Origin of the sequence: Streptomyces sp. NPDC046866 (assembly GCF_040704625.1) — a bacterium.
Taxonomy (GTDB): Bacteria; Actinomycetota; Actinomycetes; order Streptomycetales; family Streptomycetaceae; genus Streptomyces.
In genome coordinates, this window is the sequence record NZ_JBEYXN010000002.1 from 107,688 (window position 1) to 127,461 (window position 19,774).

At 73.1% G+C, this 19,774-nt stretch carries 14 protein-coding genes; 6 read left to right on the forward strand and 8 right to left on the reverse strand.

The window, feature by feature from the left end; translation table 11 throughout:
• Positions 1-50: 50 nt before the first annotated feature.
• Positions 51-884 carry an MBL fold metallo-hydrolase gene (locus AB0953_RS03835; protein ID WP_366857779.1) on the reverse strand — a complete coding sequence of 278 codons (834 nt, stop codon included), beginning with the start codon at positions 882-884 and terminating at the stop codon, positions 51-53.
• A 257-nt stretch (positions 885-1,141) separates the two neighbouring features.
• Between AB0953_RS03835 and AB0953_RS03840 the strand changes: the two genes are divergently transcribed.
• The 3 genes from AB0953_RS03840 to AB0953_RS03850 all read left to right on the forward strand — a co-directional run bounded on the left by AB0953_RS03840 (position 1,142) and on the right by AB0953_RS03850 (position 7,320).
• Positions 1,142-2,866, forward strand: a complete 1,725-nt coding sequence (locus tag AB0953_RS03840; RefSeq protein ID WP_366857780.1) for a RecQ family ATP-dependent DNA helicase — start codon at positions 1,142-1,144, stop codon at positions 2,864-2,866.
• A 226-nt stretch (positions 2,867-3,092) separates the two neighbouring features.
• Positions 3,093-4,874, forward strand: coding sequence for an N-acetylglutaminylglutamine amidotransferase (locus AB0953_RS03845; protein ID WP_366857781.1), 1,782 nt, complete (start codon positions 3,093-3,095; stop codon positions 4,872-4,874).
• Between the two features lie 268 nt (positions 4,875-5,142).
• Positions 5,143-7,320 (forward strand): prolyl oligopeptidase family serine peptidase, encoded by a 2,178-nt coding sequence (locus AB0953_RS03850; protein ID WP_366858160.1) that lies wholly within the window; start codon positions 5,143-5,145, stop codon positions 7,318-7,320.
• Between the two features lie 47 nt (positions 7,321-7,367).
• Here AB0953_RS03850 and AB0953_RS03855 read toward each other — a convergent pair whose 3' ends face one another.
• Both AB0953_RS03855 and AB0953_RS03860 read right to left on the reverse strand, forming a co-directional pair.
• The gene (locus tag AB0953_RS03855) at positions 7,368-7,562 is read right to left on the reverse strand and encodes a DUF2795 domain-containing protein (protein ID WP_366857782.1); all 195 of its coding nucleotides are present in this window, start codon (positions 7,560-7,562) and stop codon (positions 7,368-7,370) included.
• A gap of 157 nt (positions 7,563-7,719) precedes the next feature.
• On the reverse strand, positions 7,720-8,541 hold the full coding sequence (locus AB0953_RS03860) for a DUF2182 domain-containing protein (RefSeq protein WP_366857783.1): 822 nt from the start codon (positions 8,539-8,541) through the stop codon (positions 7,720-7,722).
• Positions 8,542-8,934: 393 nt separating this feature from the next.
• Here AB0953_RS03860 and AB0953_RS03865 point away from each other — a divergent pair, with 393 nt between their 5' ends.
• Positions 8,935-9,582 carry a CBS domain-containing protein gene (locus tag AB0953_RS03865; RefSeq protein ID WP_366857784.1) on the forward strand — a complete coding sequence of 216 codons (648 nt, stop codon included), beginning with the start codon at positions 8,935-8,937 and terminating at the stop codon, positions 9,580-9,582.
• A gap of 109 nt (positions 9,583-9,691) precedes the next feature.
• On the forward strand, positions 9,692-10,294 hold the full coding sequence (locus AB0953_RS03870; RefSeq protein WP_366857785.1) for a CBS domain-containing protein: 603 nt from the start codon (positions 9,692-9,694) through the stop codon (positions 10,292-10,294).
• A 357-nt stretch (positions 10,295-10,651) separates the two neighbouring features.
• Here AB0953_RS03870 and AB0953_RS03875 read toward each other — a convergent pair whose 3' ends face one another.
• On the reverse strand, positions 10,652-11,260 hold the full coding sequence (locus tag AB0953_RS03875) for a hypothetical protein (RefSeq protein WP_366857786.1): 609 nt from the start codon (positions 11,258-11,260) through the stop codon (positions 10,652-10,654).
• A 358-nt stretch (positions 11,261-11,618) separates the two neighbouring features.
• Here AB0953_RS03875 and AB0953_RS03880 point away from each other — a divergent pair, with 358 nt between their 5' ends.
• Positions 11,619-12,026: a four-helix bundle copper-binding protein gene (locus tag AB0953_RS03880; protein ID WP_366857787.1), complete on the forward strand. Its 408-nt coding sequence runs from the start codon at positions 11,619-11,621 to the stop codon at positions 12,024-12,026.
• 102 nt (positions 12,027-12,128) lie between these two features.
• On the opposite strand, the gene AB0953_RS03885 is transcribed toward AB0953_RS03880, so the two are convergent.
• The 4 genes from AB0953_RS03885 to AB0953_RS03900 all read right to left on the reverse strand — a co-directional run bounded on the left by AB0953_RS03885 (position 12,129) and on the right by AB0953_RS03900 (position 19,582).
• Entirely contained in the window at positions 12,129-13,583 is a 1,455-nt protein-coding gene (locus AB0953_RS03885; RefSeq protein WP_366857788.1) for an RNB domain-containing ribonuclease, read from the reverse strand.
• A gap of 177 nt (positions 13,584-13,760) precedes the next feature.
• Positions 13,761-14,297: a DUF1648 domain-containing protein gene (locus tag AB0953_RS03890; RefSeq protein ID WP_366857789.1), complete on the reverse strand. Its 537-nt coding sequence runs from the start codon at positions 14,295-14,297 to the stop codon at positions 13,761-13,763.
• 237 nt (positions 14,298-14,534) lie between these two features.
• Positions 14,535-17,159, reverse strand: a complete 2,625-nt coding sequence (locus AB0953_RS03895) for an RICIN domain-containing protein (RefSeq protein WP_366857790.1) — start codon at positions 17,157-17,159, stop codon at positions 14,535-14,537.
• 41 nt (positions 17,160-17,200) lie between these two features.
• The gene (locus AB0953_RS03900) at positions 17,201-19,582 is read right to left on the reverse strand and encodes a non-reducing end alpha-L-arabinofuranosidase family hydrolase (RefSeq protein WP_366857791.1); all 2,382 of its coding nucleotides are present in this window, start codon (positions 19,580-19,582) and stop codon (positions 17,201-17,203) included.
• Positions 19,583-19,774 lie beyond the last annotated feature (192 nt).

Genomic DNA, 19,774 nt, shown 5'->3' on the forward strand with positions numbered 1-19,774 from the left:
GTCGCCGCTTCCCGCCGGCGGACGCGGCATGTGCGGACGGGGCCCCGCCGTCACGAGGGGACGGGCCGTGCGGTGAGGACGGTGGTGCCACCCCGCGGGCAGTGCACGAGACGGTCGGCGAGGCCTTGGCGGCGGGCGGCGTCGAGGAAGGCGGACAGGGGCGACTTCATCACGGTGTACTCGTCGTAGTGCACCGGCATCAGCCGGGCGGGGTCCAGCCGCCGGGCCAGTTCCGCTCCCTGCTCGGCGTCCATGGTGACGAGCAGGCCTCCGGGCAGGGTGGTTCCGCCCAAGTGGAGGACGGCGAGGTCGATGCCCGGGAAGCGCCGCGGTATTTCGTCCAGTCCCTCGAAGAGCAGGGTGTCACCGGTGAGGTAGAGGTTGATGCGCGCCGGCCCGTCGGCCGGCCCGAACTGCAGGAGTGAGCCCATGACCGGCGGCAGCAGCCGTCGCAGCAGGGGGTGGCCGGCATGACGGGCGGGCAGAGCGGTGATCCGGGCCCGGCAGCCGGCTCGGCCGACGAGTCCGTCCTGCCAGGTGGCCAGGCCCACGGCCCGGCGGAAGCCGTGGACCGCGTTCAGCCGGCGGGCCGCGTGCGGCGTGGTGAAGACCGGCACCCCGTGGTCCAGGCCGCGCCGGGCCACCCGGTCGAAGTGGTCGCCGTGCAGGTGCGACAGGACGACGGCGTCCAGCGCGGGCAATCCCTCGGCGGAGCGGGAGGGGTCGTGCAGACGGCGGCTCACCAGGCCGTTGCCCAGATAGGCGTACTGGCCCCGGTGCAGGAAGTTGGGGTCGGTCAGCAGCGTCAGGCTGCCGTACCTGAGCAAGAGGGTGGCGTTGCCGATGAACTCGATCTCCAGGCGGTCCGCGCCGGGCTGGGTCATACCGGCCTCCACACAGGTTGCGTTCCCCCGCCCACTGGCCAGTGGCCCCTACCCGGGCTGCCGCGGAACACGCGCCCGCCCGCCGATGAGTCCGCGGGCTCGGCCGGGGTAGGCGGCGATGGACCGGTCCCGCCGCGTGCACCGCGGCCGAGCCGCCTTCCCGCGGCCGGCGCGCGAGTGATCCCGCCGGCCCGCCGGCCCCGAAGCGGTGGAGGCGGCCGTGGCCCGGCAGCCCGCGCGAACGGAGGAGGAAGGCGATGGCCGCACACGGGGAAGGGAGCACGGCTGCGTGGTCCCTGGAAAGGACGGCGGCCGAGGTCTTCGGCTGGGAGGCGCTCCGGCCCGGGCAGCGGGCCGCCATGGAAGCGGTCCTGGCCGGGCGGGACACGCTGGTCGTGATGCCGACGGGGGCCGGCAAGTCGGCCGTCTACCAGGTGGCCGCCCTCTGTCTGGACGGGCCGACGGTGGTGGTCTCACCGCTCCTGGCCCTGCAACGCGACCAGATCGCGGGTCTGCTGGAACACGGAGCGCCCGACGGCGTCGCCGTCAACTCCGACCAGGCGGCCGGCCGGACCTCGGCCGCCTGGGAGGCGGTGCGCAGCGGGCGCGCGGAGTACCTCTTCCTCTCGCCCGAGCAGTTGGCCAACGACGAGGTGGTCGAGCGCCTGGCGGCGACGGAGCCGGCCCTGTTCGTCGTGGACGAAGCACACTGCGTGTCGACGTGGGGGCACGACTTCCGTCCGGCCTACCTGCGCCTCGCGCAGGCCCTCCGGCGCGTGGGCCGGCCCCCGGTGCTCGCGCTCACCGCGACCGCGGCGCCCCCCGTGCGCGAGGAGATCGTCGAGCGCCTGGGCATGCGCGACCCGGCCCTGGTCGTCGCCGGTTTCGACCGGCCGAACATCAGCCTGGAGGTGCGCCGCTTCCCCGACGAGCAGGAAAGGCGCCGGGCGGTGGTGGAGAGGGCCGCGGCCGAGCCCAAGCCGGGCCTCGTCTACGCGGCGACCCGCAAGGACACGGAGGAGTACGCGGCCGAACTGGCCGGCCTGGGCCTGGCGGCCGCCGCCTACCACGCCGGTCTCGGGGCAGCGGAGCGCTCGCGGGTCCACGACGCCTTCCTCGCCTCGGAGCTGGACGTGGTCGTCGCGACGTCCGCCTTCGGCATGGGCATCGACAAGGACGACGTACGGTTCGTCCTCCATGCGGCGCTGCCCGGCTCGGTCGACGCCTACTACCAGGAGATCGGGCGGTCGGGGCGGGACGGCGGGCCGGCCGTGGCCGTGCTGCACTACCGGCCGCAGGACACCGGCATGCAGAACTTCTTCGCCGCACGCGGACCCGGCGGGGGCGCGGTCGCCGAGGTCGCTTCCGCGCTGCACGCCGAGGAGGAGCCCGTCGCCTTGGACGATCTCCGCGAGCAGACCGGCCTCTCGCGCAACCGTGTCACCGCCGCGGCCAACCTGTTGGAGCAGGCGGGGGCCGCGCGCACGGACGAGGAAGGCGCGATCGCCGCCGCGCCCGACATGACGGCCGAGGAAGCCGCCGAACGGGCCTCCGAGGCAGCGGCGGCACGGCGCAGGCTGGAGCGGTCCCGCGTCGAGATGATGCGGGCGTACGCCGAGACCACCGGCTGCCGGCGCCGGTTCCTCCTCGGGTACTTCGGCCAGCGGTACGAAGCCCCGTGCGGGGGCTGCGACGTCTGCGCGCCGGCCCGGTCGGACGGCCCCGGCGCTGCTGCGCAGGCCCCGGCCGAAGGATCCGTACGAGGGCCGGCGCAGGGACCGGCGGCGGACGGCGGGCCCGGTGGCCATCCGGCCGCGGCCGACTTCCCCCCGGGCACGCGCGCACGTCACCGCGAGTGGGGGGACGGGACCGTGCTCAGCGAGGAGGGCGACAGGATCACCGTCCTGTTCGACTCGATGGGCTACCGGACGCTCTCGCTGGCCGCCGTCAGCGCACAGGACCTCCTGCGGCCCCTGGCCTGACGGGGAGGGCGGCGGGGGACCGAAGATCGAAGGCGCGCGCTTAGGAGGCGGGTCCCTGGGCAGGCGCCCGTCATGTCGATCGCCTGGCCGGTCCGGGTCGCGGGACGCGGGAGGCCAGTGCACGGGAGTGAAGGTCCATGGTGGAGGTGCGCCGGGCACCGGCGGTGCGGGCACCCGCAGTCGAAGGGCGGCCCCGGAGGAATCTGCGTCGAGCGGGGTGTTCCGTATGTGCGGCCTGAGCGGGGAGATCCGTTTCGACGGAGGACGTCCGGACATCGCAGCGGTCGAACGCATGACCGACGTGATGGAGGACCGCGGACCTGACGGCAGAGGCGTCTGGTCGCAGGGACCGGTCGCGCTGGGTCACCGGCGGTTGAGGATCATCGACCTGTCGGAGAGCGGTGCACAGCCGATGACCGACCCGGACCTCGGCATCACCGGCGTCTTCAACGGCTGCGTGTACAACTACCGCGAGCTGCGCGGACGACTCGAAGGGCTCGGGCACGGCTTCTTCTCCGACTCCGACACCGAAGTCCTCCTCAAGGCCTACGGCCAGTGGGGCGAGGCGTGCGTGGAGCAGCTGGTGGGCATGTTCGCCTTCGCGGTCGTGGAGCACCACACGGGCCGCGTGGTGCTGGGCCGTGACCGGCTCGGCATCAAGCCGCTCTACCTGACGGAGGACGGCGACCGCCTCCGCTTCGCTTCCACCCTGCCCGCCCTGCTGGCGGGCGGCGGCGTGGACACGTCCCTCGACCCGGTGGCGCTCCACCAGTACCTGAGCTGGCACGGCACCGTGGTGGCGCCGCGGACCGTGCTGTCCGGGGTGCGCAAGCTGCCGCCGGCCACCGTCCGCACCGTCGAGCGGGACGGCACCCACCGCGACCGGTGCTACTGGCAGCCGTCGTACACCCGCCGCGCCGAGTTCGGCAGCGATCCGGGGCTCTGGCGGGAAGCCGTGCACGAGGCCCTGCGCACCGCCGTGCGGCGGCGCATGGTCGCCGACGTACCGGTCGGCGTCCTGCTCTCCGGCGGGCTGGACTCCAGCCTGATCGTGGCCCTGCTGGCGGAGGAGGGCCAAGGCGACCTGGCCACCTTCGCGATGGGCTTCGAGTCCGAGAGCGGGGAGGAGGGCGACGAATTCCGCTACTCGGACCTGGTCGCCCGGCGGTTCTCGACCGACCACCACCAGTTCTTGGTCCCTTCCGACCGGCTCCCCGCCGCGCTGGAGGCCGCGATCGGCGCCATGAGCGAGCCGATGGTCAGCCATGACTCCGTGGCCTTCCACCTCCTGGCGGAACAGGTGGCCAAGGATGCCAAGGTGGTGCTGTGCGGGCAGGGCGCGGACGAGGTGTTCGCCGGCTACCACTGGTATCCGAAGATCGCCGCGGCCACGCCGGCAGGAGCGCCGGACGCGTACGCGGACGCCTACTTCGACCGCACGCACGAGGACGTGGCAGGCCTGCTGGACCCGGACCTGGTCCCCGACCGCGACGCCTCGCGGGAATTCGTCGGCGCCCACATGGCGCTCCCCGGGGCGGACAGCGCGCTCGACGCGGCCCTGCGCCTGGACGTGCACGCGCTGATGCCCGACGACCCGGTGAAACGGGTCGACAACATGACGATGGCCTGGGGCCTGGAGGCGCGCGTCCCCTTCCTGGACCAGGAGCTGGTCGAACTGGCCGCCGCCTGCCCTCCGGAGCTCAAGCTGGCCCAGGACGGGAAGGGGGTGCTCAAGGACATCGGCCGACAGGTCCTGCCCCGGGAGGTCGTCGACCGGCCCAAGGGGTACTTCCCCGTGCCGGCGGTCCGGCACATGGCCGAGCCGGTGCTCACCCGGGTCCACGAGGCCCTGACCTCGCCCGAAGCGCGGCGACGCGGTCTCTTCGACCCCCGCCGCGTGGACGCCATGCTGGCTGATCCCGTGCGCCACCGGACGAAACGCGGGGCCAGCACGCTCTGGCAGGTGGCTTCGCTGGAGATCTGGTTGCAGACCCGCGGCATCCACTGACACTGAACGGTGAGAGTTCCCGGAAGCCCTCGAAGAGGCCGACATGCCCCTGGACCGCTCCGCACGCCAGCACCGTTCCCGACCCGCCGACCCCGCGTCGGCCGCGCCCCCGCGGCCGCACGGCGGGGCGGCGGGGGCCCCGTCCGGCAGCGCCCGGGACGCCTCGCCGCCCGTCCCGGCACGGTCGGCCGCGGGATCACCCGCGCCACCCGGGGCGGCCGCAGCGCCCGGCGCCGCTCCGGTCCTGGGGCCCGGCGCCGCTCCGGTCCTGGTGGCGGGCCCGGGGCCCGGCGCCGCCACGGGCCCGGCAGCGGCTGCGGCGCCCGGACCGGCCCCCGTCCCGGCCCCGCCGTCCGGCACCCGTGCGGTGGACCCGCCCGCCGTACTGACCGCCCACGGGTGCTGGTACCCCTCTGCGGACCCCACGGGGGACCACGTGGCGTTCATCTGCGACCGGGCCGGCGTGCCCCAGCTGTGGAGCGGCCCGGCGCACGGCGGCGAGGCCCACGTCCTCGACGCCGACCCCGACCCGGTGACCGAGGTGTCCTGGTCGCCGGACGGCCGCTGGATCGCCTACACCTCGGCTCCGGGAGGCGGCGAACACACGCGGGTGCTGGTGGTGCGTCCCGACGGCACCGGACGGCACGTGCTCGCCGGCGCCGAGCCGGGCGCCTCCGCCCACCTGGGCTGCTGGACCCGCGACGGGGCCCGGCTCGCCGTCACGGTCGCCCAGCCCTCCGCCGTCCCCGGCGCGCACAGCGGTGCCGGTCACCTGCCGCAGGACGCCGACCCCGCCGTGCCGGACGGCCCGACCGGGGCGGCCTGGACCGAACGCGACGGGCACGCCACCCTCCTCGGCCCGCCCGGGAGGACGCCGGGCCCGGCCGCGCTCGTGGGCCGCGGGAGCACCCTGCCGCAGCTGACGCCGGCCTCGGCCGCCGCCGCGGCCCCCGCGGGCGGGGCGGACGCGGGCGGAGGACTGGCCGCCTACCTCCTCGACCCGGACGGTGCGCAGGCACCCGTCCTGCTGTACAGCGAGGCGGGTGCCGCCTCGCTGCGGGTGTGCGACATCGGAGCCGAGGGCCGCTTCGTGCTGCTGCGCCGCGGGCCGCGCGGCCGCCGCGAGGCCCTCCTGCTGGACCGCGTCGCGGGCCGCATCACCCTCCGCCTGCGGGCCGCCGACGGCGACCCCTGGATCGGCCGGCTCTCCCCGGACTCGCGGAGCCTGTGGCTGCGCAGCGACGCGGATCGCGAGTTCGCCGCGCTCTTCAGGGCCCGGCTGGACGAGGCGGGAGCCCTGGAGGGCCTGACCGTGGCCGCCGAGCGGGCGCAGACCGCGCTCGACCTGCTGAGTCTTCCGGACCACGGCCGATGGGCGCTGCTGGCCTGGAACGTGCACGGCGCGAGCGAACTCGAGAGCGTCGCCCTCCCGGGCACCGACGCCGACGCGGCCTACGGCGTCGGGCCGCACCACCGGTCGGCCCTGCCCCACGAGGTGGTGACCCGCATGGCCCCCATCGGGCGCGGCGGGCTGTTCGCCGCCCTGTCCGGCTCCCGCCGCAGGCCCGGCATCTGGGAGGTGACCGGCGACTTCGGCCCGGTCCGCACCGGCTGGACGGCACGCGACGAGGATGCGGCACCGCCCGGACGGACCCCCGTCCGCCCGGTGCCCCTGCGCTGCCGGGCGCGGGACGGGCTGGAGCTCGGCGGCTGGTACTACCGGGCACCCGAACGCGACCCCGGTCGTCCCGGTCCCTGCGTGATCCACCTGCACGGCGGTCCGGAGGAGCAGGAGCGGCCGGTGTTCAGCCCGCTCTACCACGAAATCCTCAGCCGGGGCATGGACGTGTTCGCCCCCGACGTCCGCGGCTCCTCGGGATGGGGGCGGTCCTTCGTCGACGCCGACCTCGGCACCGGGCGGTTCGCGGCCATCCAGGACGTCGCGGACTGCGCCGGGCACGTGGTCGCCCTCGGGTACGCCGATCCCCTGCGGCTGGCGGTGATGGGCCGCTCGTACGGCGGCTACCTCACGATGGCCTCGCTGGTCTGGCACCCCGAGCTCTTCCGCACCGGCGTCGCCGTCTGCGGCATGTCGGACCTCGCCACCTTCTTCGCCGGCACCGAGCCGTGGATCGCCCAGTCCGCCGCCCACAAGTACGGCCACCCGGACCACGACCGGGACCTCCTGCGCGCCCTGTCCCCGATGCACCGCATCGACCAGCTGAGCGCGCCCGTACTGGCCATCCACGGGGAACACGACACCAACGTCCCCCCGACGGAGTCGGAGCAGTTCGTGCGCGCCGCGCGGGAGCGGGGGGTGCCGGCCGAGCTGCTGACCCTGCGCAACGAGGGCCACGAGTTCCTGCGGGCGGACAACCGCCGCCTCTACCGGCGAGCGGCCGCGGGCTGGCTGGAGCAACACCTCGTCCCGCAAGCACCCGCGTAGCGCGCTGGAGGGGGCGGCGGCGCGCGGGCGCCGCCGCCCGGCCGCGCCTATCCCTTGCCGAACACCGTTCTCTGGACGTCGTCGGGACCGTCGAAGCGGTCCTTGGACGAGGTGGTGAGCTCCTGGGTGATCTCCTCCCCCGCTCCGTTCTTCTTCGCCAGCTTCACGAGATCGTCGCGGGACGCGGGGTACTCCGCGCCCTTGAGCGCCTTCTGGACTTCGATGGGGTTGACGTCTGCCACGGGTGTACCTCTCGATCGGGCCAGGTCGGCGGTACGGGTACCGCAGCCGACCTGGCGGACAAGGGCCTCGGCAGCCAGGGGTACCCCGCCGGTCTCCGGGCCACGCGGCCGCGGGCCGAACTTCCCCCTGAAGAGCGCCCACCGGCCGCCGCGGTGCTCACATCGGCGTCATCGAGTCCTGCAGGCCCGGCAGCAGCCAGTCCTGGAACAGCGCCAGAACGGCCAGCACGAGGAAGGCGGCGCCGGCCAGCCGGGCCAGCTGCGCGCCCCGGTACCAGAGCTTCTCCAGGAAGATCAGCACCGCCACTCCCGCCATCGCCGCGACGTTCATCACGCCCAGCGGGACCAGCAGGACCATCAGGGCCCAGCAGCAGCCGACGCAGTACGCGCCGTGGTGCAGCCCCACCCGCAGGTCGCGCAACCGCGGCCGGTACGAGGCGTAGCGCAGCAGCTGCGCCATCGGGCTGCGGCAGTGCCGCAGGCAGATGTCCTTGAGCGGCCCCAGCTGGTACAGCCCGGCCAGCGCGAACGCGGCCGCGCCGATCCACTTCCCGGCATCGGGGTTCCGGTCGACCAGGCCGCCGGTGAGCGCCAGTGCGCCGTACGCGAGCAGGCCGTACGCCGTCCACGCGATCAGGTAGCCGGAGAGGAACCCGGCGGTGCGCAGCGCACGGCGGGCGCCGCGGGAGCGGCGGGCGATCCCCCTGCTCCAGGTCAGCGCGACGGGGGCCGCGGAGGGCAGCATCATCGCCGCCATCATCGACAGCCACAGCAGCAGGAACAGCGGCAGGGCCATCCCCATGGTGCCGGGCCCGATGCCCGTGCCCCGGCTCTGAGCCACGGTGAACACCCAGGCCGGCGCCGCGATCAGGACGATGAGCGACCAGGCGGCAACGAGCTCCCGGACCGGCAGCAGCACTCCCGTGCGCAGCGGATGGTCCTTCGTGCCAGGCCGCTGGACCGTACGTACCGTACGCATGGCGCCCTCCCGTCGCCCCCCTCCCAGCACAGCACGGATTGCGGTGACGGCAACTGCCGCCACTGGCTGCACCGGCAGCCCGGGCGCACGATGGAGTTGGGGGAAGGGAAGAGAACCGACCCGTTCCGACCGCCCGCCGCCGGTCGGACCTGCGAAACCGGCCCCGGCCAGCTCGCCACCTGGGGTCGCGCCACCACCGACCGGGCCGACGCCTTCGGCTTCTCCTGGGACCGCTCGGGCCGGTCCAGCAAGACCATCACCTTCGACTGGTCCGGCCCCGACTCAGCCCGGCCCGGCGGGGCGGCCTTGCCGGGCCCCCGTACGGCCGTCCGGGCACCCGCGGCGGCAGGATCCACGGGTCCACGTGACCGAAGAGGCGAAGGAGAGCCGGCCATGCCCGCATCCCGCTACAGCGTCAGTGACGTGATGACGCACACGGCCGTCGCCATAGGCCGCGAGGCGTCCTACAAGGAGATCGTGGAACTGATGAACCAGTGGAAGGTGAGCGCGGTCCCCGTCCTGGAAGGCGAGGGCCGGGTCGTGGGCGTCGTCTCCGAGGCGGACCTGCTGCCCAAGGAGGAGTTCCGCCGCGAGGAGCCCCGGCTGCCGGACCAGCTGGAGGAGGCGTCCAAGGCCGGCGGCGTACTCGCCGAGGACCTGATGTCGAGCCCGGCGATCACCGTCCACCCCGACGCCACCATCGCCGAGGCGGCCCGCATCATGGCCCGCAGGCACGTCAAGCGCCTGCCGGTGGTCAACGACGTCGGCATGCTCGAGGGCGTCGTCAGCCGCAGCGACCTGCTCAAGGTGTTCCTGCGGCCGGACGAGGAGCTCGAGGAGGAGATCCGCGAGGCCGTGCTCACCGACCTCACACCGGGCGGCGTGTCCCTGGACTTCTCCGTCCAGGACGGCGTCGTCACCTTCCGCGGACCGCTGCCCGACCGCGCTCTGGTCCCCCTCCTCGCCCGCGCCGTCCGCGCCGTCGAGGGCGTCGTCGACGTCCGGATGGAACTCGACGGGGCGATCCCGGCCGGCGCGTAGACCCAGGACGGTCCGCCCGACCACCGCGGAGCAGCTCCGGCACCGTGCCGGGGGTCGTGGACGTCGAGGCCGACTTCACTGTCCCGCCATCCGCCTGAGGACGGCCACCATGAGGCACCGCACCGTCGCAGAGCTGATGACACCCCGCGCCGTCACGGTCCGCCCCGGCACGGCGTTCAAGGAGGTCGCCCGGCTCCTGCACGAGTTCGACATCACCGCCGTGCCCGTCGTCGACGAGACCGGACACCCGGTCGGTGTCGTGTCCGAAGCCGATCTCCTTCGCCGCCGCACCGCCGGGGCCGCGCCGACTGCCGAGGACCTCATGACGAGTCCGGCCGTCACGGCCCGCGCCGAGTGGAGCGTGGTCCGCGCTGCCCGGGTGATGCAGCGCCACGGGGTCAAACGCCTTCCGGTCGTCGACGCGGACGGGCGGGTGGTCGGCGTGCTCAGCCGCAGCGACCTGATCCGGCTGTTCTTCCGGCAGGACCACGCCATCCAGCAGGAGGTGGTGGAGGACGTCCTGACCCGGACCCTGGGCATCGCCCCCTCCTCGATCACCGTCGAGGTGGACGACGGGCTGGTGACGCTCAGCGGCACGGTGTCCCGGCCCGAGCTGCTGCCCGTGATCGTCCGGCTCTGCCAGAGCGTCGACGGCGTCGTGGACGTCGACAACAGACTCACCTGCGCCGCAGCCACCGCCGACAGCGGCTGAGGAGGGTCGAACCCGGTCCCCGGTGGGACCGAGGGGAGGAACGCCATGCCGAACGGAATCACGGTGGGCCTGGACGGATCGGGCGCAGACCACCCCCCTGGCTGTCGAAGTACCCCGGACTCGAGGTCGACGCGCGCCGTCATCGGCCGGCCTGCGGCGCAGATCCTGGAGGCGGTTTCCGGCGCCGCACTCGTCGTGGTCGGCCGGCATCCGCCGCTCGGCACTGGGTGCGCACATCGGCCCCCCTCGCCCATGCGGTGATGCGCCACGCCCGCTCGCCGGTCGCCGTCGGGGCACACGACCGAGTCGCAGGGGCCCGGGACACCACTTCGGGGGCGAGACGGGTACACACGCGGGTCAGCCGTCGTCTGCCCCCTGATCAGGGCGCAGCCGGCCGGTCCAGACCGGCTCAACGTCCGCCCACTCCGATTCCCAGGCCCGCGCGGTGCGGGCGTCCACGATCCGGAGGCCCACGCGGAGGAGGACTCCCGATGCGAGCAGGATGGCGGTGGCCGCTGCAGCGCCCAGGCCGAGGGACTCCGTGACGAGCTCGGCCCTGCCGGGCGGCGGGGCGGCGACGTTGCCGCGGTCGTCGACCCAGACCCGCACGGTGTCCCCCTTCCGGGTCTTCGCCGGGACGGCGACGGTGCCGGTGTGCGTGCGGCCACGGGGGTACTGCCAGGTGGCTGGGGCGACGGTGATGGTCGTCTTGCTCGGCGGGTCTGCGGCGCGGTAGCCGGTCCCGCCGACGGTGGTGGCCGTCACGGCGTGCCGGTGGCTCGCGACCGTCCGGGCTGCGCGGCTGCTGTCGGTCCAGGCGTCCCGTCCGGCAGCGACACCGCAGAACACGGCGATCAGGCAGGCCACGGCGAAGGCAACGCGCAGCCGGGTGCGGGTGCGGTCGGCTTTCCGTCGCAGCGGATTGCCCCCCGTCTTCCCGTTGCCGTGGTGCTGGGCGGCGTCCATGGTCACCTCCGTGCCCGGCACGCACCGAGCCGGGCCGCCCGGTCAGGCGGCGGTGAGCTCGGCGCCGATGTGGTGGGCCCGACTCCGGACGCGGTCGGAACCTCCCGGTGGGCTGCGCTGATGCCATTGTCCCGCCGACGGCGGCGCCTGCGCTTGGGTCGGACGGCTCACCGCCGGGACCACTCGGCCCTCCGTCCGCATCCACCGGTGCCACGCGACGCGGCAGAGGCGCCCCGCACCACGCGCCCCGGCCGCGTTTGGGTGCGCCCTCAGCGGTAAGGCCGACAGGTACCGGGGGCCGAACACGCGGAGCCGTCCGGCCCGCCGGCCTCCCCGGAAGACGAGGAGGCGAGGGGCGATGACCGTCGTCAGGGACATGCTCGCCACCTACCCCCGAGACCTCGGCGACATCGACCGGAGCAAGCTCACCCGGTGCATCGAGGAGTGCATCGCCTGTGCCCAGGCGTGTACCGCGTGTGCGGATGCCTGTCTCTCCGAGGGGATGGTGGGCGACCTCACCAAGTGCATCCGTACGGACATGGACTGCGCTGACATCTGCACCGCCACGGCCGCCGTACTCTCCCGGCACACCGGCTACGACGCCGACATCGCCCGGGCGATCCTCCGGGCATGCGCCATGGTGTGCAAGGCCTGCGGCGACGAATGCGCCTCCCACGCGGACCTGCACGAGCACTGCCGGATCTGCGCCGACGCCTGCCGCTCCTGCGAGCAGACGTGCAACGAACTCCTCGGCGCCCTCGGCTGAGCCGGCCGGGCGGGCGGAGGCCGGTCACCGTGCGAGACAGGTGTCACGGCCAGGCCAGGAGCGTCGAGCGGTACGCGTGAGCCGATCTTGGGGCGGACAGCCCTACGGCACGGTGAAGAGGACCTTGTCCTCCTCCGCGGCGGGGTCCGCCCGCTTGAGCCTCGCCCTGACGGTGGATCCCAGCTGGAGGTCCAGGCCGTCGGTCGAGACGACCTTGGCCAGGACGGCGGGGTCGGCCAGGAACACCTTGCCCTCGCGCGGCCTGCCCCGTTCCGCGTCGGTGTCGATGACCGCCGCGTCGAACACCTCGCCCACGCGGTCCTTGAGCACCGCGGCCTCGGCCAGGTCCACGGTCTGCCGGTCCGCCAGGCCGCCCTTCCCCCGTGCGGTGTCGCACGGGATGCAGGCCAGGGCGTCGAGCACCCAGTTCGGCGCGGGCTTGTCCGCGCACGCCGCCACGCACAGCTCACCGGTGTACCGGTCGACCAGGCGCCGCAGCGGAGCCGTGCAATGGGCGTACGGGGCCGCGATCGCCGCGTGCATGGTGTTCGCCGGCTTCTGGTGGTCGCGGAAGACGGTGTACTCCGCCTTGAGCATCGTGCTCGTGGCCTCGCTGAGGAAGGCCATGTGCTGCTGGTTGCGGGGGTCGAGCTTGCGGACCAGCGTCGCGTACGAGATGCCGGGCCGCCAGTCGATGCCCAGGGCCTTCGCGATGTCGTGCAGGCGCTTGACCACGTTCTGGTCGCCCTGCTCCCTCTGGGTCCGCAGGATGCCGGTACCGGTGTCGAGCATGATCTGGGCCGCGGACATCCCGGTCATGAGCGAGATCTGCTCGTTCCAGCCCTCGACCGGCAGCGCCGGCACGTAGCGCAGCCGGAACGATCCGTCCGCGAGGGTGACCTCCTGGTCCGGCAGGTTCACCGAGATGCCGCCGCGCGCGACCTCGACGGCCTGCCGCAGCTCGCCGACCTCGCGCAGCAGGGCGAGGGAGTCCGGGGCCGTGCCGTTCTCGATGGCCTGCTGGGCGCCCGCGTAGTCGAACCGGACCTGGCTGCAGATCACGGCCCGGCTCACGGACGAGTCGGTCAGGTTGCCGTGCGCGTCGAGGTCGTGCTGCCACAGCAGGGCGGGACGCTTCTCGTTCGGCAGCAGGCTGGCCTTGTCCTCGGAGAGGACGGGCGGGTGCAGGGGCACCTTGAGGTCGGGGAAGTACAGCGTCTCGACCCGGTCGTGCGCCTCGATGTCCAGGGGGCTGCCCGGTCTGACGAAGGTCGCCACGTCCGCGATGGCGTAGTACACCCGGTAGCCGCCCCCGGGCCGCCGTTCCAGGTGCATGGCCTGGTCGAGGTCCTTCGAGGTCGGCGGGTCGATCGTGAAGAACGGCAGGTGGGTGGCGTCCTTGTCGGGCAGGCGCGCCTCGTCAGCGGCCCTCTCGGCCGCTTTGAGTACGCGCTTGGGGAATCTCAGGGGGACCTTCAGCTCCGCGCGGAGTTCCTCCAGCGCGGTGCGCAGGGCGTCCTTGGCCTCGGCAGACATGTGCAGGGGGCGGCGTCGCATGCACCGAGCGTAGGACGCCGGTCACGGACCGGCGCGTCGAGCGGGTCCGGGCGGCCGAGTCGGCGGGGGTCGACGGCGGGCGCCCGGCTCCGCGCTGCCCCACCCGTTCCGGTCTTGCCCGCGCTCGGCCGGCCGGCGCGGCGTCCCCCGGGAACGGGTGCCGTGCGTCCGCCGGGCTCAGGCGCCGGTGTCCTCCGTACTCGGCCCGCTCGCCCCCGCGCCCGGTGTCGCCACCGCCCGACCGCGGCGGGTCACCGCCCATCCGGTCAGCCCCGCCAAAGCCGCCGCCACCCCGAAGGCCACCACGGCCCCCACGCTCACCGGATCGGCCTGTCGCCAGTCCGCGTGATCCAGGTTCGCCCGGACAATGGACGTCTGCGCACCTGCGAGGAAGACACCCCCGGACAGGAGACCGGCCACGGCCCAACCCCGTGTCGCAGGACGTGAGGCCGGCCCGTCGCTCCACCGCGCCGGCACGACGGCCAGCAGCACGAGGACCACCCAGATCGCACCGGGAAGGAATGCGGCTGCCCACAGGGGCATCGAGCCGTCCGGTCCGCCGGAGCCGGCGCTCCAGTGCGTGGCCAGCCGCTCCGGCAGCCGGTCACTCGCGGCCCAGGGCATGGCGACGAGCGCGGTCAGCACCGACACGGCCCAGATCGCGACCCCCCACCGCGTCCCGTGCTTCCGTTCCATCATCTTCCCGTCGCTCATGCCGGCCACCTGATCGTTTCCACGAGTTCGGCTTCGTTGTCGCCCGAGTCGACGCGGACCATGCGGTCACGCGACGCCGACCAGGCTTCCCGGCACACCGCCTTCACCTTATCGGTGGGGCGGGCGCCCATGCACCGTCAGAGTCCCGGCCACGGCGTCAAGATGCCGTCAGGGCCGAGGCCCTCGGCCGTGCGGGGCCGCAGGCCGTTGAGCCTGCGGCCCCGCACGGCGTCAGGGTCAGGACGGGTCGCCGTACTGGAGTCCTCGCCCGTTGGTGCCGACGTACACCCGGCCGAAAACGTCGGGGTCGCCGGTGATGACGCCGGTGCCGCCGATGCCGCCCCACTGGTGGGCGTCGTCGTTGACGCGGAGCCAGGTGGCGCCCTTGTCGGTGGAGCGGAAGACGCCGTTGACGTCCTTGACGGTGCCGATCAGGTACAGGGCCTGGTAGGAGGCGCCCGGTGCGGCCTTGCCGAAGCCGAGGGCGGAGGCCGACTTCACCGCGGTGATCGGGGTGAAGGTGCGGCCCCCGTCGGTGGAGTGCAGCAACCCCTGGCCGCCGTCGGCGATCCACAGGTCTCCGGCGGTGCCGGGGACGGCCATGAGCCGGCCCGAGGGCAGACCGGTCGCCCGGGCGGTGAAGGTCGCCCCGCCGTCGGTGCTGGCGTACAGCGTGCCGCGGAACAGGGAGTAGAAGGTGCCGGCCGAGGAGCGGTCGGCGACGACGACGGCGTCGGCGCCCAGGCCGCTGACCTTCGACCAGCTCGCCCCCTTGTCGGTCGAGCGGTACGGGGTCTGGCCGGCCTGGGTCCAGACGATGGTCGAGCCGTCGGCCGCGAGCGCGACGCGGCCGTCCCGGGCACCGGCCACCGGCTCGGCCTTGAAGCCGCTCCAACTGATGCCGCCGTCGGTGGAGTAGGCGCCGTCCTGCGCGCCGCCGTGGCCGACGCGGACCATCATCGAGGGCACGGACTGGGCGAAGTCGATGTCCGTGCTGTTGGCCATCACCGGATTGCTCAGTCGCCCGGCCGGGACCTTGTTCAGGTCGTCGTGGCGGAAACCGCCTTGGTCGCCCATGGCGGTGACGACAGCGGCACCGCCGGGCGGGGCGATCGCGTCCATCAGTGCGGTCTCCTCGAGGCCCCGCGCCCCCGCGGTCCAGTGGCTGGTGCCGCCGCTGTCGGTGGCGTTGGCGTCCTTGCTGCGCCAGATGCCGTTGCCGGTGCCGTACAGCACGTGCCCGGAGTCGAAGGGGTCGATGGCCAGGGCGGTCATCCAGTGCCCGGTGCCGGTGCCCACGTACGGAGCGGCGGAGGCGTCCCGCACCGACTTGTCGGACAGCGCCTTCCACGTCGTGCCGCCGTCGGTGGTGCGGTAGATCTCGTCCTCGGGCCACCAGCGGTCGAGGGTGGTGACCATCACCGTGGACGGCCGGCGCGGGTCGACGGCCAGGCCGGAGAACCCGTAGCCGCCCTGGGACGGGGAGACGTTCTTCCACGTTCCGCCGGCCGGTGCGTACTTCCAGACCGATCCCGCCGTCACGCCGTTGGGTCCGAGTGCGTCGGTGTACGTCAGGTACAGGGAGCCGTCACCGGAGAGCACGCCGTGCTGCGGCATCTGTCCGGTGGGCTGCCCGGGAACGGCCTGCCAGGTGCTGCCGCCGTCGGTGGAGCGGTAGAGGGAGGTGGACCTGTCGGCCACGCCGACGTAGACCGTCTTGCTGCCGGCCGGGCCGTACGCCACGAAGGAGATGCCCGCGCCGCTGCTCGCCCCGTCCTTGACGGGGAACGAGGAGACCTGGCTCCACGTCGCGCCGTGGTCGGTGCTGCGCCACAGGCCGTTCTTGCGGGTGCCCAGCAGCAGGGTGCCGTTGTCCGCCGGGTTGACCGCCAGCCGTTCGCCCGCCCCGCGGCCGTCCTCGTTGCCGCCCAGCTTGAAGGGCAGGTCCGTGCGCTGCCAGGTGCGGCCGCGGTCCTGGGAGCGCAGGATCGCGCCGTTGCCGGCCCAGTTGTTGGTGTAGGTGCCGGTGGCGAGGTAGAGCCGGTCGGGTTGGACCGGATCGGTGGCCAGCGCGTCGACGCCCAGCAGGTTCCAGTCCTTCTCGCCGAGCCAGTCGGTCAGCGGGATCCACTGCTCGGCCCCGGTGTCCCAGCGGTAGGCGCCGCCCATGTCGGTGCGCGCGTACAGCAGGCCCTTCTCCCGCGGGTTGAACACCAGCCCGGTGACGTAGCCGCCGCCCACCACCTGGGCGTTTCGCCATGTGTACGGTCCGGATCCGGGCGCGTGGCCCTCGGCCGCCTTCACCAGCTTCCACTGCTGGTTGGTGCCGCCGTGGCCGCGGTACTGGATGACTGCCGCGCCATCGGCCGTGGAGCCACCGGAGACGTCCAGGACCTGGCCGCTCCTGCGGGAGGTCAGGACGACGGCGTCGGAACCGCTCACGTCGTCGATCCGCCATTCCTGGGAGGTGGAGGAGCTGTCGGTCTGCTGCTCTGCGGCGGCCGCCTGGGCACTCGGATCGCCCGCCACGCCGAGCACTTTGCCGCTGTTGCGGTTCACCAGCTCGTAGTAGCCGTCCCCGGTGGGTCGCAGCTTCCACTGCTGGTTGGCGGTGTTCTGGTCGGTCCACTGCTGGATGCGGGCTCCGTCGGCGGTCGAGAAGGCGTTGACGTCCAGCGCCTTGCCGCTGCGGACCGAAACCAGCCGGTAGTAGGCGTTGCCGTCGACCGTCGCGGCCTGCGAGTCGTCCTGCACGAAGAGGAGGTACGGCACGACGACGGCGGGCACCCCGAGCAGCAGTCCGGTCCCGGCCCAGCGGCGGCGGTGACGCCCGCGCCGCCCGATGTTCGTGGGGTTGTTCATGGGGGGTTGTTCTCCTTGCATATCACCGTGGGTCGGGCAGGTCAGCGCTGCAGGGTGAGGAGACCCGGCCGGTACGGCAGTCGGTCGTAGGGGCCGCCCGCGGCGGGGGACTTGCCCTGGTAGAGGAACCGCAGGTTGCAGGGGTCGATGGTCATGGTCTGGTCGGGGTTGTCGCGGACCAGGTCGCCGTGGCTGATGTCGTCGGTCCAGGTGGCACCGCTGTTCGCCTTGCCCGCGAAGGGGTTGCTTTCGCTGCCGGCCTGCAGGGTCCACGCACCGCTCAGGCTGGAGGCCGTGAACGAGCGGAAGTAGCGCGCCTGCTTCGCACCTCTCGCCTCGACGATCATGAGGTACTGGTTCCGGCCCTGGACCTTGTAGACCTGCGGCGCCTCGAACAGGTTGTCGGGCGTGTCGCTCATGACCGTCGTGTACGAGGAGCCGAAGTTGCCCGGGAAGTTTCCGATCGGCATGCTCGCCCGGTAGATCTTGCCGTTGTCACCGGCGAAGAACAGGTACATGTTCTGGTCGTCGGCGATCAGGGTCTGGTCGATCGGACCGGTGGGGGAATCGGTGCGGGGGATGCTTCCGGTGAACAGCGGCTGCGGCGCGGACCAGCCGTTCGGGTTGGCCGGGTCGCTCGACGTGCGGTAGACGAACGGCCACGGACCCCACTGGTACGCCAGCACCCAGATCTTCTTGGGTGCGAAGTAGAACAGCGTGGGGGCCACCGCGGGCTGGCTCATGCCGGACTGGCCGGCCGACGCCATGTCCGACCAGTTCGTGAAGGGGCCGAACATCATGGAGCCGTACGAGGATCCCGAGAAGTTCGACCCGTAGACCAGGTGCTTGCCGTTGTACGTCACGTGGGTGAAGTCCTTGAGGGAGGCCCACCCGTTCGCCGGCTGTGCCAGCGCACCCGTCGACGTCCACCGGTACGTCGACGGAAGGGCACACGTGCCGCCCGTCGGCGCGGGCGCCGTCGGGGTCGACGTCGCGGACAGGCCGGTCCACTTCTGGTTGCCGCCGGACCAGCAGGCGTACAACTGGATCTTGGTGCGGTTGGCGGTGGCCGCGCCGACGGCGTCGAGGCACAGCCCGGACCCGACCTGGGCGATCGTGCCGTTGGTGTTGATGTTCCACTGCTGGCTGACGCCGCCGTTGCAGTCCTCGATGACCACCGCGGTGCCGTTGCCGGTGCCCCCGTCCCTGGTGTCCAGGCACTTGCTGCCGTAGATCATCAGCTGCTTGCCGGAGGTGTGGGTCCAGCGCTGGTTGGTTCCCCCGTGGCAGTCCCACAGCTGCGCCTGGGTGCCGTTGACGGTGCTGGAATGGTCGATGTCGACACAGCGGCCGGAGGCGACGCCCTTGATCGCGCCCGTACTGGTTCCGCTTCCGGTGGTGTCGGGGGCCGTCTTGAGGGCGTTCACGACGGCGGTGTAGGCGGCCTTGGGGTTGCCGTTGTTGTCGAACAGCAGAGGGTTTTCGCCTCGGCGCCAGGAGTCGCCGTCACGGATGCCCCATACCGTGATGCCGGTGCACCGGGCCACGGACAGGCAGGCCTTGACCGTGTCGGCGTAGTGGGTCGGCGACGCCTGGGCGATGTCCAGCTCGGTGATCTGCACGTCGACGCCCAGGGCGGCGAAGTTGGCCAGGGTGGTCCGGAAGCTCGCCGGGGGGCCGCCGGCGCCGAAGTGGCTCTGGAACCCGACGCAGTCGATCGGCACGCCACGCGCCCTGAAGTCCTTGACCATGCTGTAGACGCCCTGCGTCTTGGCGTCGGACCAGTTCTCGATGTTGTAGTCGTTGTAGCAGAGCTTGGCAGAGGAGTCGGCCGCCCGGGCGGTGCGGAACGCCTCCTCGATGAAGCCGTTGCCCAGCACGTTCTGGAACACCGAGCTGCGGTGCTGGGTGGAGCCGTCGGCGAACGCCTCGTTGACCACGTCCCAAGAGTGGATCTTGCCCTGGTAGCGGGTCATCAAGGTGGTGATGTGGTTGTTCATCACAGCGCGCAGCGTGGTCGGGTCGCCGATCGAGCTGACCCAGGACGGGAGCTGCGAGTGCCAGACCGCGGTGTGGCCGCGCAGGCGCTGGCCGTGCGCCGCGGCATGGCCGACGATCTGGTCGGCCGGGCCGAAGGTGAACCTGCCGCGGGACGGTTCGACGGCGTCCCACTTCATCTCGTTTTCCGGGGTGATCATGTTGAACTCCCGGTCCAGGATGGCGGCGTACCTCCCGTCGCCGAGCCTGCCGGCGGCCACGGCGGTGCCGAAGTACCTGCCCGAGGGCGCCGCCTGCGTACCGAGGGGTGTTGCGGCTCCGGCAGATCCGGGCAGGAGCGTCATGACACCGGCCACCAGCGCCGCGGCCGACAGTCCGATCGTCAGTGTCCGGCGACGCCGACCGCGCCGGTGCAGGCCCTTCATGATGCTCCTCGGGGGTCTCGGGGCGCCTTGGGTTCCGTGCTCGTGCGTGCACCGGCCGTTGCGGCCCGGTCCGCCGCGGGGCGGGTGTGGTGCAGGAGGGGGCGCCGATCCTGCGTACCGGTCGCCCGGCGTTCACGGGTATGTCGCGTCATGGGGGGCGCTTTCTTCGCTGAATGTGCCGACGGGGAAAGC

Coding starts and splice junctions, on each gene's coding strand:
- AB0953_RS03865 (WP_366857784.1), top strand. CDS start 8,935: ATGCCCGCATCCCGCTACAGCGTCAGTGACGTGATGACGCACACGGCC.
- AB0953_RS03895 (WP_366857790.1), bottom strand. CDS start 17,159: ATGAACAACCCCACGAACATCGGGCGGCGCGGGCGTCACCGCCGCCGC.
- AB0953_RS03860 (WP_366857783.1), bottom strand. CDS start 8,541: ATGCGTACGGTACGTACGGTCCAGCGGCCTGGCACGAAGGACCATCCG.
- AB0953_RS03900 (WP_366857791.1), bottom strand. CDS start 19,582: ATGAAGGGCCTGCACCGGCGCGGTCGGCGTCGCCGGACACTGACGATC.
- AB0953_RS03880 (WP_366857787.1), top strand. CDS start 11,619: ATGACCGTCGTCAGGGACATGCTCGCCACCTACCCCCGAGACCTCGGC.
- AB0953_RS03835 (WP_366857779.1), bottom strand. CDS start 884: ATGACCCAGCCCGGCGCGGACCGCCTGGAGATCGAGTTCATCGGCAAC.
- AB0953_RS03840 (WP_366857780.1), top strand. CDS start 1,142: ATGGCCGCACACGGGGAAGGGAGCACGGCTGCGTGGTCCCTGGAAAGG.
- AB0953_RS03890 (WP_366857789.1), bottom strand. CDS start 14,297: ATGAGCGACGGGAAGATGATGGAACGGAAGCACGGGACGCGGTGGGGG.
- AB0953_RS03885 (WP_366857788.1), bottom strand. CDS start 13,583: ATGCGACGCCGCCCCCTGCACATGTCTGCCGAGGCCAAGGACGCCCTG.
- AB0953_RS03870 (WP_366857785.1), top strand. CDS start 9,692: ATGAGGCACCGCACCGTCGCAGAGCTGATGACACCCCGCGCCGTCACG.
- AB0953_RS03845 (WP_366857781.1), top strand. CDS start 3,093: ATGTGCGGCCTGAGCGGGGAGATCCGTTTCGACGGAGGACGTCCGGAC.
- AB0953_RS03875 (WP_366857786.1), bottom strand. CDS start 11,260: ATGGACGCCGCCCAGCACCACGGCAACGGGAAGACGGGGGGCAATCCG.